This is a genomic window from Rhizobium sp. PEPV16 (assembly GCF_008919455.1).
Classification (GTDB): domain Bacteria; phylum Pseudomonadota; class Alphaproteobacteria; order Rhizobiales; family Rhizobiaceae; genus Rhizobium; species Rhizobium leguminosarum_Q.
This window is the reverse complement of record NZ_VSZV01000356.1, coordinates 115,060-129,481: the sequence shown is the minus strand read 5'-3', so window position 1 is coordinate 129,481 and position 14,422 is coordinate 115,060. Positions and strand designations below refer to the sequence as shown.

At 61.3% G+C, this 14,422-nt stretch carries 6 protein-coding genes; 3 read left to right on the top strand and 3 right to left on the bottom strand.

Going from position 1 to position 14,422, the window contains the following annotated elements:
• On the top strand, positions 1–271 hold a 271-nt coding region (locus FY112_RS37240; RefSeq protein WP_210384815.1), incomplete at its 5' end, for a hypothetical protein.
• A 14-nt stretch (positions 272–285) separates the two neighbouring features.
• Here FY112_RS37240 and FY112_RS35010 read toward each other — a convergent pair.
• A complete protein-coding gene (locus tag FY112_RS35010) occupies positions 286–1,041 on the bottom strand; it encodes a LuxR family transcriptional regulator (protein WP_094087125.1) in 756 nt (251 codons plus the stop codon).
• A gap of 319 nt (positions 1,042–1,360) precedes the next feature.
• Here FY112_RS35010 and FY112_RS35005 point away from each other — a divergent pair, with 319 nt between their 5' ends.
• Positions 1,361–3,124 carry a glucan ABC transporter ATP-binding protein/ permease gene (locus FY112_RS35005; protein WP_065281622.1) on the top strand — a complete coding sequence of 588 codons (1,764 nt, stop codon included), beginning with the start codon at positions 1,361–1,363 and terminating at the stop codon, positions 3,122–3,124.
• A 969-nt stretch (positions 3,125–4,093) separates the two neighbouring features.
• Positions 4,094–4,447, top strand: a complete 354-nt coding sequence (locus FY112_RS34990) for a VOC family protein (RefSeq protein WP_017962548.1) — start codon at positions 4,094–4,096, stop codon at positions 4,445–4,447.
• A 49-nt stretch (positions 4,448–4,496) separates the two neighbouring features.
• On the opposite strand, the gene opgC is transcribed toward FY112_RS34990, so the two are convergent.
• The gene (opgC, locus tag FY112_RS34985; RefSeq protein WP_131620053.1) at positions 4,497–5,735 is read right to left on the bottom strand and encodes an OpgC domain-containing protein; all 1,239 of its coding nucleotides are present in this window, start codon (positions 5,733–5,735) and stop codon (positions 4,497–4,499) included.
• A gap of 100 nt (positions 5,736–5,835) precedes the next feature.
• Positions 5,836–14,355, bottom strand: coding sequence for a glucoamylase family protein (locus FY112_RS34980; RefSeq protein WP_151520390.1), 8,520 nt, complete (start codon positions 14,353–14,355; stop codon positions 5,836–5,838).
• Positions 14,356–14,422: the final 67 nt, after the last annotated feature.

The window sequence follows — 14,422 nt, the reverse complement described above, 5'->3', positions numbered from 1 at the left end:
CGTTGGCCGCGCGGAACACGCGAATGGCAATTTCGGAGCGATTGGCAACGAGAATCTTGGAAATGGGCAAAACGGTCTCCTCAGACGTTCAGACGCGGGAATGCTGCACCCGCGAAGGAAATTCTTAACTTCTTGTCACAGAAACTTCAATTTATCTTGCGACTGCGAAATGCAATTTTTCGACATGCTGAAGCAATTCCAGGAAAAGTGCGATGCGGTTTCCGTCCGGAGTTGCGTAAAAATAAAATGCAAAGCGGTTTCGCTTCGATGAGAAGCGGAATTGCCCTAACTTATCAGGCCATGACGGAAGGCAAGCGCTACCGCCTGCTGCCTGTTTTTCGCCTTCAGCTTGTCCTGCAAGCCGTTCATATACCAGTCGACGGTGTGGTTTGATATCTTCAGCATCTTGCTGATCTCCATCGAAGTCATGCCTTCGGCGAGATAATGCAGGATTTCCATCTCGCGCCGCGTCAGCGGCGTGTCGGCCGGCAGCACGGTTTCTAGTGCCTGCGCCTCGCCTTTCAGATCGAGCAACCGCCAGAAGGCCTTGCGCGCCACCGCCTCCAGCAATGCGATTTCCACCGGCGACAGCTCGATCGGCTTGCCGGCGAGACTGAGGCTGGCGAGAGTGCCGTTGCGTCCGTGGATCGGAAAGATGTAACCGTCCTCCAACCCGTGCCCAAAGGCATCGACCATCATCTGCTCCATACGGCGCTGGTGGGTATCCTTGTGGAAGGCCGCCATCGCCTCTCGCCAGCCGAAAGGCCGCTGCGCGTGGGCGAGATAGCGCACCATCGGATCGATCAGAGCATATTTTTTCGCGGCATATATCTGCGGCCATTGTTCCGGCCAGCGGCCGGCAAGCGCCGCAGCCCAAGGCTCCGGATTCTGCTGTACCGGGCGCTGCGGCAAATGGCGCAGCAGGCCGTAATATTCGAAGCCGCAACCGTGGAGGACCTGCTCCAACTCGGTGACGACGGCTTCAGGGTTTGAGCATTCTTCCAGAATTACAAGCAATTGAATTAACGAATTAATTTTCACAAATATGCCCCTTGCCCGGACCTGATGCCCGCATGAGGCCGTCGGCGGCTGGTCAAGCTGGTCGCGAAACGGTCTTCAATAAATGCAGTCTGTAATTTAATGCTGCGCTAAACATTTAATAAAATGCAAGCGCAAATTGTCGCGAGATATAGCCGAACGGCAATTTCGGCGCCATAGCCATCTCGTCGCGTCTGCAATAATACGATCGTATCAATCGTCACATCGGTCGAACTCTGAATACGCCGTTAATCGCCCGTTCAGGTAGCCTTTTGTAGCATCGCATCATCCCGTTTTTCGCAGATGCACAAGAGGTTTCAACGTGACGCTATTCAAGGTCTATGCAAGGGCTCTGCGCTATCTTGGCGCCTACAAGCTGCGCGTATCCCTGGTCGTTGTCGCAAACATTGTTCTTGCGACGATCACCATCGCGGAGCCGATCCTGTTCGGTCGTATCATCGATGCGATTTCGGGCAAGGGTGAGGTCAAGCCCATCCTCTTCATGTGGGCGACTTTCGCCGTCTTCAACACCATTGCTTTCGTTCTGGTGGCCCGCGAGGCCGACCGGCTGGCCCATGGCCGGCGGGCGACGCTGTTGACGGAAGCCTTCGGCCGCATCATTTCCATGCCGCTTGGTTGGCACCATCAGCGCGGCACCTCAAACGCGCTGCACACATTGCTGCGCGCCTGCGAAACGCTGTTCGGCCTCTGGCTGGAATTCATGCGCAACCACCTGTCGACGGTCATCGCGCTTGCCCTTCTGATACCGACCGCAATGTCGATGGACCTGCGCCTTTCCGCCGTCCTCATGGTGCTCGCCATCGCCTACTGGCTGATCGGCCGCGTCGTGATGAGCCGCACCAAGGACGGCCAAGCTTCGGTCGAGAACCATTATCATACCGTCTTCTCGCATGTCAGCGACTCGATCAGCAACGTTTCGGTCCTGCATAGCTATAACCGCATCGAGGCCGAAACCAGGGCGCTGAAATCCTTTGCCGACCGTCTACTCGAAGCTCAGTATCCGGTGCTCGACTGGTGGGCGATCGCCAGCGCACTGAACCGCATGGCGTCGACCATCGCGATGATGGTGGTCCTGATTATCGGCACCATGCTCGTGCAGGCCGGCCAGCTGCGCGTCGGCGACGTCATCGCCTTCATCGGCTTTGCCAACCTGCTGATCGGCCGTCTCGACCTGATGCGCCAGTTCGCCACGCAGATTTTCGAGGCCCGTTCCAAGCTCGAGGACTTCTATACGCTTGAAGACTCGGTGCGTGAGCGTGAAGAGCCGGCCGGCAACGGCGAGATCAAGGACGTCAAGGGTGCGATCGAATTCCGCGACGTCTCCTTCGGCTTCGGCAACAGCTCACAGGGCCTGCATAATGTCTCCTTCTCGGTGAAGGCAGGCCAGACGGTGGCGATCGTCGGCCCGACCGGCGCCGGCAAGACGACACTCGTCAACCTGCTGCAGCGTGTCTACGACGCCCAGGCCGGCAAGATCCTCGTTGACGGCACCGATATCACAAAGGTGACCCGCAAGTCGCTGCGTCGCCACATCGCCACTGTCTTCCAGGATGCGGGCCTGCTGAACCGTTCGATCAGCGACAATATTCGCCTTGGCCGCGAAGGCGCCAGCGAAGAAGAAATGCGCCGTGCGGCCGAAGCCGCCGCCGCCGCCGACTTCATCGAGACCCGTGAGGATCGCTATGATACGCATGTCGGTGAACGCGGCAACAAGTTCTCCGGCGGCGAGCGCCAGCGCATCGCGATCGCCCGCGCCATCCTCAAGGACGCGCCGATCCTGGTGCTCGACGAGGCGACCTCGGCGCTCGACGTCGAAACCGAAGCTCGCGTCAAGGCCGCAATCGACAATCTGCGCCAGAATCGCACCACCTTCATCATCGCCCACCGCCTGTCGACGGTCCGCGAAGCCGATATGGTGCTCTTCCTGGATGACGGTCGCGTCGTCGAACAGGGCAGCTTCGACGAACTCAGCCACAGCAACGGCCGCTTCGCCGCCCTGCTGCGCGCCAGCGGCATCCTGACGGACGACGAGGTCCGCAAGGCCCACACCACCGAAGCCGCCTGATCGGTTCGGATTTCAAGATAATGGCCGGAAGGGTGACGCCCTTCCGGCCTTTTTGTTTGCTCTCGGACTGAGGACCAATCGACATACAGGATTCCCAAATCGGTGGATCGCTGATTCAGAGGGTACCGTGTGCAGCACGGAGGCCTTTGATGGGAGTTGATCGAGGCGCAAATGGTTTTCGCCTTTGTTGCCAGACAAAGCCAGCCATCCGGGTCGAACGGGGGTAGGGATAGACAACCGGTCCTTTGTGATCGGATGTTTGTGGATCCTGCGCTCGGGCGCACCCTCGCAGAGCCTGCCGGGAGCGCTATGGCAAGTGGAAGGCGGTCCACCGCCGGTTCAGTCGCTGGCGCCATGCCGGAGTATGGGAGCGGGCCTTTGATGCCCTTACTGCTGACCGGACAATCGGAACTTAAATGATCGACAGCACTATCATGCGCACCATCAACAGGCGGCGAGCGGAAATGGGGGCAAAGGATCAGGTGCTGGGGCGTTCCAGAGATAGGCTGACGACAAGGTCCATATGCTGGCCGATGCGCTCCCCCTGCGCTTTATCGTGGCGGCCGGCCAGGTCGGCGACATCACGCAAGGTCCGCTTTTCTCAACAACCCGACAGGTGATGCCATCTGGGCCATAAAGCGCATGACAGCCATTCCTTGCGCGCAACAATCGCGAAGATGGAGGCCGAGGCGGTCATCCCCTCAAACCATTCCCGAAATCTAGAGATGGTGTCGTACCTGCTGGGGCATCTCTCCGCCAGACCAGACCATGCCGACCTCCCGAGAAATCATCACGGAAGTGTCAGGCATGTCTCCGAACACCGGCCGGCTATGTCTCCGGGCGTACACAATGGGGGAGATGGGATGCCGCGTGGGTACCGCACGGTGTCTTCACAATTGTCCATATGATTGATCGCTGCGTTGATCCCCGCTATCCTTTCCCATCATGGAGTACCTCGGGAGCGAACCCATGAAGGTCCTGCGCATCGTCGCCAATATCCAGGCAGCGGATGTCACCCTGGCCCGGCGCTTCTATCAGGATATCCTCGGTCTTGACGTCATTATGGATCACGGCTGGATCACGACGTTCGGCGCGGCGCGCTCGATGAACGTTCAGCTCAGCATCGCCAGTGAAGGCGGTTCCGGAACGGAGGTGCCGGACCTCTCGATCGAGGTCGACGACCTCGATGCTGCTTTCGAAGCGATGTCGGCCTCAGGCTTCCCGATCGAGTACGGCCCGGCCGACGAGCCTTGGGGCGTCAGGCGCTTTTATGTCCGAGATCCCTTCGGCAAGTTGGTGAACATCCTCATGCATAAAAATTGAGCCGGCGGCCATCGGCCACCGGCTCCTTCATGTCGGGCAAATCCCAGCCCTATTTCCGATCGTTCCGGCGATAGGCATTTGCCGTCCCGCCAATGCGGACGGGAACGGGGATGGTGGCGGTATCGGTGACAAGTTTCCCCTTGAGCCTGCCCTGCTGGCGCTTGCGTTCGAGATAATAGGCATAGGCGAATTGTATCGCGATCCCTGCAATCACGAAGAGCGGACCGACCAGTTGGTCCTTGTTGGTGATGTAGAGCACCACCTGGCCGATCATGGCGAGGATCGTGCCGGCGACGAAGATGTTCAGCGAATGACGGCCGAGGATTGTCAGCGGATGGTCCGCAGGACGGCGCAGGATGCGCGAGAGTGCCGGGATGCTGATAACGAGATAGGTCAGCGCCAGTACATGCAGCAACCGCGGCAGCGACAGGAAGGTCTTGTCGAAACCGGTGATAACAGTCGGCAGGCCGAGTGCCGCCAGCGAATTGCCCCAGATCCAGAGATGGCCGGTCACCCAGATGAAGGACAGCATGACGTAACCGGCAGCGGCAGCGAGCAGCAGCGGATGCTGCGGGATCGTGCCGCCGCGCTTGATATGCAGCATCGAGACGATGCCGATCGAAAACAGGAACTGCCAGGAGAGCGGATTGAGGAACCAGTAACTCTCGATCAGCATGTTGTGCGGCGCCACCTCATAGATGCCCGCAAGCAGCCAGACCGTGGCCGAGACGCCGAGCGCGAGCCAGGGGCTGCGCGCATTCAACAGCAGGATGATCGGCACCATCAGCATCAGCGCGCCGTACATCGGCAGAATATTGTTGTAGCCGATCTGGTGGCCGAGCAAGAGCAGCGCCGGAATGCCTTCCTTCAGGTTCATCAGAACCGCCAGGATATTGATTTCGACCAGCAAGCCCGGCCGATGGAACAGCCAGGCACCGCAGATGAAGAGCGCCAGCGTCATGAAGGTGGTAATCATATGGGCGAGATAGAGTGTGAAGGCGCGCTTTACCGCCTTGATCGCCACCGTGAGCCGGTTGCCCACCTGGAAGCGGGACCCATAGGCAAGGCCGACGGCAATGCCCGAGATCAGCACGAAGGCTTCGGCGGCATCCGAGAAACCGAAATTCTTCGTCGTCACATATTCGAAGATTTGTCCGGGAACATGATTGATGAAGATCATGATCAGGGCCAGGCCGCGCAAGACGTCGAGCCTCGTGTCACGCACCGGCGCAGCTGCGGATAGGGAACTGCGCCCCGCGACGATGGCTTCGGTCGGCGTGCTTGCCATGGGTTTCTCCTTATTATCCGATTTGCAAACGCGACGACGGCCAAAAGGGTTCCCTTTTGGCCGTCGCGAATCGCCGTGTTTTTCAGCGTGGAGAACGCTGTTATCCGAGCGGATATCCCTCTTCGGGATCGGTGACTTCGCAGCCGTTTATCGACAGAGTGTAGCCGCTGTCATTGGACGCTTTTGAGACCAAAATGCGGTATTTGCCGTCGCCTTGCTCCACCTCCGCCGCAAAACCGTCCCATTCCGACGGGAGCGACGGACGCACATAGAGCCGGCCGTCCTTCCGCCGGATGCCGAGGATGCCCTCGACGGCGGCACGGTAGAGCCAGCCGGCAGACCCGGTATACCAGGTCCAGCCGCCGCGCGACGTATAGGGCTCATGTCCGTAGACGTCGGCCGCCACGACATAAGGTTCGACGCGGTATTGCTCCGCTGAAGCCTTGTCGAGCGCATGGGTGATCGGGTTGAGGATCTGGAAGCAGCGGAAGGCATCGTCGCCCCGCTTCAGCTCCGCCAGCGCCATCACCACCCAGGTTGCGGCATGGGTATATTGCCCGCCGTTTTCGCGCACACCCGGCGGATAGGCCTTGATATAACCGGGATCCCTGGCGGAATTGGCAAAAGGCGGTGTGAACAGCCGGATGATGCGGGCATCCTCGTCGACCAACTGATCGAGCACGGCATCCATCGCCGTGACGGCGCGGGCCGGATCGCCTTCGCCGGACAGAACGCTCCAGGACTGCGCGATGGAATCGATCCGGCATTCGGGGCTTTCCCTGGAGCCGAGCAACGCACCGTCGTCGAACGTGCCGCGGCGATAGTAGCCGCCATCCCAGGCCGCGGTTTCGAGCGCCTTCTTGAGCTCGGTAAGATGCGCCGACCAGCGCTCTGCACGGACCGTGTCGCCGCGCTCTTCGGCATAGGGAATGAAGGAGCGCAATGCGCCCGCCAGGAACCAGCCGAGCCAGACGCTGGTGCCGCGCCCGCCGATGCCGACGCGGTTCATGCCGTCGTTCCAGTCGCCGCCGAGGAACAGCGGCAGGCCGTTTTCCCCCTTGCGGGCGATGGCGAGATCGAGCGCCAGCGCCGCGTGTTCGTAGACGCTCGCCTTGTCTTCGGAAATTTCCGGCTTGTAGAACGAGTCGTGCTGGCCTTCGAGCAGTGCCGGCCCTTCCAGGAAGGCGATCTCCTCGTCGAGCACGTTTTTGTCGCCGGTGACGCTGCAGTAGTGATGGATTGCATAGCTGAGCCAGACGACATCGTCGGAGATCAGCGTGCGCACGCCGGCACCCGTTCCGGGCAGCCACCAATGCTGTACATCGCCTTCACGGAATTGCCGCGAAGCGGCATTGAGGATCTGCCGGCGGGCAAGCGAGGGTTCGTGCAGCACGAAGGCCAGCGTGTCCTGCAGCTGGTCGCGGAAACCGAAGGCGCCGCTTGCCTGGTAGAAGGCGGTACGGGCCATGATGCGGCAGCCGAGGCTCTGATACGGCAGCCAGGTGTTGACGAGATTGTTCATCCCGCGATCCGGAGTCGATATCTGCAGCCTGCCGGTGAAATCCCGCCAGAAGGCGCGGTTCGCCTCGACTGTCTCGTCGAATGAAGCCTTGCGGATATCGGCGATGACGGTGCGCGCTTCTTCTTCTGTCGGCGTATCGCCGAGGAAGAAGGTGAAGTCACGCTCCTCGCCGGCGCTAAGCTCGATGTCGATCGCAAGCGCTGCGGCCGGATCACCGTCGAGATCGGTCGTACCGGAAAGGCCGGCGGCGGAGGTGACGGCCTGCGGCGTCTGGATCGTTCCCGCCTTGCCGATGAATTCGCGCCGGCTTGCCGAGAAGCTCGAAAGCGTCTCGCTCGCCGCGAAGAAGGCGGTGCGGTTGGAAAAATCGATGCTGTAGGGATTGGTGGCAAACAGCGCCCCCGTCTCCTCGTCACGGCTCGACAGGACGAAAGGCACTGTGCGGGCCGCATTGCTGCCAAGGACCCATTCGACATAACCGTAGAGACGCAGCTTACGGCGGGCCGAACCGGTATTGCGCAAGCGAAGGCGCTGTAGTTTCACCGGCTTTTCGCGGTCGATCGTCTGCGTCAGCTCGAGTGCGATATCGTGCTGAACGCTGGAGAAGACGGAATAACCGAGCCCGTGGCGAGCTTCGAAACGGATGTCCGGGCGGCGGGAAAGCGCGGCGAACGGCGTCATGACGGCACCGCTGTCCAGATCGGTGAGATAGAACGCCTCGCCCGAACGGTTGACCACGGCATCGTTCGACCAGGAGGTCAGCTGATAGTCGCGCGAATTGACGCTCCAGGTAAAGCCTGAGCCTTCGGCCGACACATGGAAGCCGAACTTGTCATTGGAGATGACATTGATCCAGGGCTGCGGCGTCGCATGACCTCCGGGCAGCCGAACGACATATTCGCGCCCGTCGCGGGCAAAGCCGCCGATGCCGTTCCAGAAGTCGAGATCGCCTTCGTCCTCGATGACGACGGCAGGCACGACAGCTGGCGGCACCGGCGCGATACGCTTGACGGGGGCTTTGTTGCGCTCGGCCCGCTCCATCTCCTGCAACTCCTCCTTGGAGGGTGCAAACAGCGCCACGGCGCGGTTGATCTGGTCGACCACCTTGCCGTTCTTGGTATGCAGCGTGACGCGCGAAGCCGCGATCAGCGCATGATAGGTGCTCTCCTCCATCAGGTCCTTGCGAACCGCAAAAATATGCTGGCGCAACCCGTCGGCCTGGCCCATGCGGCGCACGTTTTCGCACATGGCGTCGAGCGCATGCTGCATGTCCTGCGCATAGGAAGAGGCGCGTTCGTTCATGATGACGAGATCGGCGGTGACGCCGCGAGAGCGCAGATATTCCTGCGCCAGCAGCGCCTCGCGGGCGATGTCGAGATCCATGTCGTCATTGATGCGCAGCGTGAAGATCGGGAAGTCGCCGGAGATCGCCAGCGGCCAGAGCGCCGATTGCGACTGCAGGCCGGCCTCGACGGTCGCCTCGTCCTTGCGCAGTTGCATGTCGGGATAGACGAGATAGCGTCCGAGATGCTGGAAGGCCGCCGCCTGCTGCGAGGTGACGCCGACATGGCGCATCTGCACCTGCGTGCGTGTCCAGGCCTGGACCAGCTCGTGGGTGAAGGCGTCGGGATGACGGTAGCGATTGACCGCCTTGTCGACTTCGTCACGGCTCGGCGCCGCGATCGTCCAGAAGATCACGCTGACTTTCTTGCCGGCCGGTACGCGGACGGTGCGGCGCAGCGACATGACGGCATCAAGCATGAAGCCGTCGCTGCCGGAAAGTGTCGCACCCGGATCGAAGGCCGCCGCATCGGCAAGGCTGCGGCCACGGCCGATGAACTTGCGCCGGTCGGTCTCGAATTCGGTGTGGCGGGTGTCGCCGGCATTGTCGACGATCAGATGTGCGATGCTGATGTTCGGCTCGTTCGGATCGCGCTTGTTGCGTTCGGCGCGGATGACGTCGCCGCGCTTGCCGATCTCTGTCTTGACGAACATCCGGGCGAATGCCGGATGCGCATTGTCGGTATCGTCGGAGGTGATCACCGGTTCGAGGTAGGAGGTGACCTCGATGAAACGGTCTTCCGTGCCCATGTTGAGCAGGGTGACGCGGCGGGCCTCGGCATCATGCTCGGTCGCAATGATGCACTCCACCTCGCTGGTGAGGTCACCGACCGTCTTGGTGAACTGCGCCTTCTCGTCGGCGAATTCGACCTTGATCTTTTCGCCCTCGACACCCTTCGGCTCCGATGTCGTCGACCACCATTCATTGGTGGCGGTGTCGCGCAGGAAGATGAAACTTCCCCAGCGGTCTTCGGTCGGATCGGCTTTCCAGCGTGAAACGGCAAGGCCGTTCCAGCGGGAATAACCGGCGCCCGTCGCCGTCAGCATCAGCGAATAATGGCCGTTCGACAGGAACACGAGTTCGCGGTCGCGCGACGCCGGATCGCTGATCTTCCTGATCTCCGGCCGCAGGAGATCGTCCTGGATGCTGGCCGGCGTGTCGGATTCATGCTTTCCGCTCATGACCGGAATGTCGCGCGGCGCCTTTTCCTGCAGCAGCAGCTCCGCTGCCTCGATGACGGGATCGGAGTGGAAGAGCTCGCGCAGATGACCGTTGAAGGCGACGTTGGCGACCGCCGCGATCGACATGCCGTGATGGTGGGCATAATAATTGTAGACCACCGCGCATTTCTTGCCTTCCGGCACGCGCGTCGGCGTGAAGTCGACGGCGTCGTGGAAGCCGAACTTGCCGAGCGCACCGACCTTGCGCAGCCTCTGCAGGTTTTCGAGCGCCCCCGGCGGGTCGTACTGGGCGGCGAGCAGCGAGGCGTAAGGCGCGATGACGGCATTGTGGCCGAGGCCACGCTTCAGGCCGAGCGTCGGCACGCCGAAATTCGTGTACTGATAATTGAGGTTGTGGTCACGGGCATTGAAGGCCGCTTCCGAAATGCCCCAGGGAATACCGAGCTTGCGGGCGTAATTCATCTGCTCGACGACGACCAGATTGTTGGTCTGGTTGAGAATACCCCCGCCGCGCTCCTGCATGACGAGCGGCGGCATCAGATATTCGAACATCGAGCCGGACCAGGAAACCAGCGCGCCGCGTGACCCCACAGGCACGACCTGGCGGCCGAGACGGTACCAGTGTTCCGTCGGCAGATCACCCTTGGCTATGCCGAAGAGGCTGGTCAGGCGGCATTCCGAGGCGAGAAGGTCGTAGCAGGCCTGGTCGAGTTCACCGCTTTCGACGCGATAGCCGATCGACAGCAGACGCCGCTCTGGCCGGAACAGGAAGCCGAAATCCATCGAGAAGGCGAGATCGCGCGCCTTGTCGCGCAGCGCCACCAGGCGCGGCCTCAGCGCATCGACCTTGGAAAGATCGAACGTGCTGTCGGAAATATGCGCCTCGCAGACCTTCACCAGCGATGCCGCCCACAAGGTGACCTCTTCGCTCTGCTTCGACTTGACCTCATGGTCGAGATTGGCGGCGAGCTTCTCGATGTCGCGCGCGAGAACGGCGAGGTTGATGATACGGATGGAGGCGAATTCGTGCTCGCGCTTGACTGCGGCGAGTGCGTTCTGGAAGCCGACGATGCGCTCCTCCAGGCGTCGGCGCAGCGGGCGCACGGTCTTGCGATCGTCGGGCAGGTCCGCCAGCACTTCGCCGAGAATGCCGGCCGTGTCGCCGACGCCGTCGAGATTGCCCTGCATATGTGCGGACGGCGCCTCGGCCCAGTTGCGGCAGGCCGACGAAATGGCGATCAGATGGCCGGCGAGATTGCCGCTGTCGACGGCCGAGACGTAACGGGGGCCAAGCGTCTGCAGCGTATCGGTGTGGTACCAGTTGAACAGGTGACCGCGGAATTTCTCCATTTTGTCGATCGTCGCGATCGTCTGCTCCAGCCGCTCGAGCGTCTCCTCGAAGGAGAACCAGCCGAAATGCCGGCCGGAAACGACGGAAAGCAGATAGACGCCGATATTGGTCGGCGAGGTGCGCGCCGCGACGATCACATGCGGCGTTTCCTGGATATTGTCCGGCGGCAGATAATTCTGTTCGGCCGTCGTGAAAGTCTCGAAATAACGCCAGGTGCGCCGGGCGATCTTGCGCAGTTCGCTCGACACGGAATCGGCGACCTCGAGCCGGTCCTCGGTCTCCGCCGACTGGCTGACATACCAGGCGACGACAGGCGACAGGATCCACAGCAGCGCGAAGGGAATGCCGACGAGGAAGGCGTTGTCGCCTGGAAGGGCAGCAAAACCAAGCGCCAGCAGCGCCAGCACCGGTGCATGCCACATCGCCTTGTAATAGGAGATCAGCGTGCCCTGGCCGCCGGCCTGGACGCTGGCGGCGGTCCGCCACTGCAGCATCAGCTTGCGGCTGACGAACAGGCGGTAGAGCGAACGGCCGATCGCATCCGCCATCATGCAAGCCGAATCGGCGATGAAGACGATGCGCAGCGCAACCTGCGCATTGGCAGCGGTGATATCGGACCAGACCGTATAGAGATGGGCGCGGGCGATGATATCGCTGGTGCGCGGGATGATGCCGTTGATGAGCGACAACGTCGGCGCGACGAAGAGGCAGAAGATCAGCAGAATCTGCCAGATGAGTGCGCCGAGCGGACTCATGAAATACCAGCCGAGCACGGAGGCGAAGAACCAGGCGATCGGCGTCAGCGAGCGGCGCAGATTGTCGAACATCTTCCAGCGGCCGAGTGCCGTGACGCCGTATTTCGGATTGAACATGTAGGGGAGAAGCTGCCAGTCGCCACGCGCCCAGCGATGCTGGCGCGAGGTTTCCACCTCGTAGCGGATCGGGAAATCCTCCACCAGTTCGAGATCGGTGACGAGCGCGCAACGCGCCATCGAACCTTCGAGAAGATCGTGGCTGAGCACGGAGTTCTCGTCGATCCGGCCCTTCAGCGACGCTTCGAAGGCGTCGACATGGTAAAGGCCCTTGCCGGTGAAGGTGCCTTCGCCGGCGAGATCCTGATAGACATCGGAAACGGTGAAGACGTAAGGATCGAGGCCGCGGTTGATCGAAAAGACGCGCTGGAAGACCGACGCGTCCTTGCCCGTCGTCAGCGACGGGGTGACACGCGGCTGCAGCACGCCATAGCCGCTTTCGACGCGGCCGGTTTTCGGATTGATGACCGGGCGGTTGATTGGATGATAGAGCTTGCCGACGAGCTTGGTGACGGCATCGCGCATCAGGCGCGTATCGGCATCGAGCGTCATGACATATTGCACATTGGCCGGCACGGTATTGGCGCCCGGCAGGTAGGTCGTGTCGCGGTCGCCGCGCAGAAGCATGTTCAGCTCGTGCAGCTTGCCGCGCTTGCGCTCCCAACCCATCCAGACGCCTTCCGAGGGATTGTAGAGGCGGCGGCGATGCAGCAGATAGAAACGCGTCTTACCGTCATAGGCATAACGGGCGGAGAGATTGGCGATCTCGCGCCTGGCATAATCGAGAACTTCGAGATCGGCAGGCGTTTCCTCGACCTCGCTGTCCGGCCAGTCGCTGAGCATCGCGAAATAGATCTCGCCGCGCGGATTGGCGAGATAATGGACCTCGAGATTGCGCACGTGATCGTCCACGCTGTCGCGGTTCGAGATCAGGCAGGGCACGACGAGCAGCGTGCGCCCATCTTCCGGAATGCCTTCCTTGAACTCGTAGCCGACGAGTCGCGCCGGCGTCACGAAGAAGGACAGCAAGGTGTTGAAGAGACCCGTCGCCCCCTCCGATGCCGGTACTGAGAACATGATCAGCAGCAAGGCGATTTCGAAAGCACCCATGCCGGCATTCGCCATGAATTTGCCGACGATCGCCATGGCGATAACCGTCAGCAGCATGACGGGCACGGCAATCGCCAGCCAGTTGAACCGGCGCACGGCGCGCACGAAATGCTGGATGACCGTCGGGCGATAATTCGCCCGCGCCTCGAGCTTCGGCCGCTGCGCGCCCGACAGGAAGCCGCCAACGTTCGGTTCATGCGGCTGCGGCTCGTCGGAGGCCTTGGCGGCATCGGTCATGTCGAGCGCCAGCTGGGCGATTTCCATTTCCGACAGCGGCGAGCGCTTGGCCAGCTTCTCGATCTGCTTGCGATATTTGTTGCGCGAGCCGGAATCGAGGATGCCGTAATCCGAATGCTCCCAGAGCAGCTTATCGACATGGCTGACCTGCTCGACCCAGACGGACCATTCGGCATCGTCGATCTCGCGAAGGCTGCGGATGATGTTACCCATCGTCACGTTGCCGGAAGAGAGCCGGCTGTGTTCGGCCGTCGTCGCCTCTTCGGTGTTGCGGCCGAGTTGTTCCAACCGCTCGTCGAGCCAGGTGATCGCCAAGCTCGACGTCTGCGAGCCGTCGCGCAGGCGATAGAGGAACTGCGTCGAGAAGGTATTGTCCTCAGCAAGCGGTTCCAGCGTCTTCAGATAGGCGGCCGCCGCGGCTGGATCGGTAAGGCGCACCAATTCGTCGGCCGCCTCATTGGCGCGGCGACGCAGGCGGCGGCTGGCTTCGACACGGCTCGAAATGCGACGAAGATTTTCCACGAGCACGTAGCGCACGAGGGAGGGCAACGCCCAGAGTTCGCCGATCCTGAGCGTTTCGCTGGCCTGGAAGCCGTCGACCAGCGCCGTCAGACTTTCCTGCGAGATCGTGCTGTGGGTATGGGCGACATAGAGCCAGGCAAGCACGAGGGTCCGCGGTACTTCGACGCCGCCGACGACCATGGTCGGCAATTCGCGATAGAAGCGGCGGGGGAAGTCGCGCCGCACCTCCTGGATCGCCTCTTCGACGATATAGTGATTGTCCAGCAGCCATTCTGCCGCCGGCGTGATCGTCTCGCCGGCCTCGACGTCGGTCGCCGTGGTCCGGTAGACGCGCAGGATTTCCTTCTCGTTTTCCTTATGACGCGCGAAGAAATCGAAGGGGGCGAAAGCCGGCAGCTTGTCGACGCCGTTGCGGGCGACTGCATCGCCCATCGCCTTGATGTCCTCGTTCGAAAGATAGGTCGAGCGGATCGAACCATTGTGATCGATCTGCTTCGTCTCGGATTCGCGCGGAAGGCTCGGAGAAAGATGAGAAATAGACATGGGTTCGGTTCTGGATCCAAACAAAGTTATAGCTGTTTTGCTCAGCCTTTTGCACTGCTTATCATGA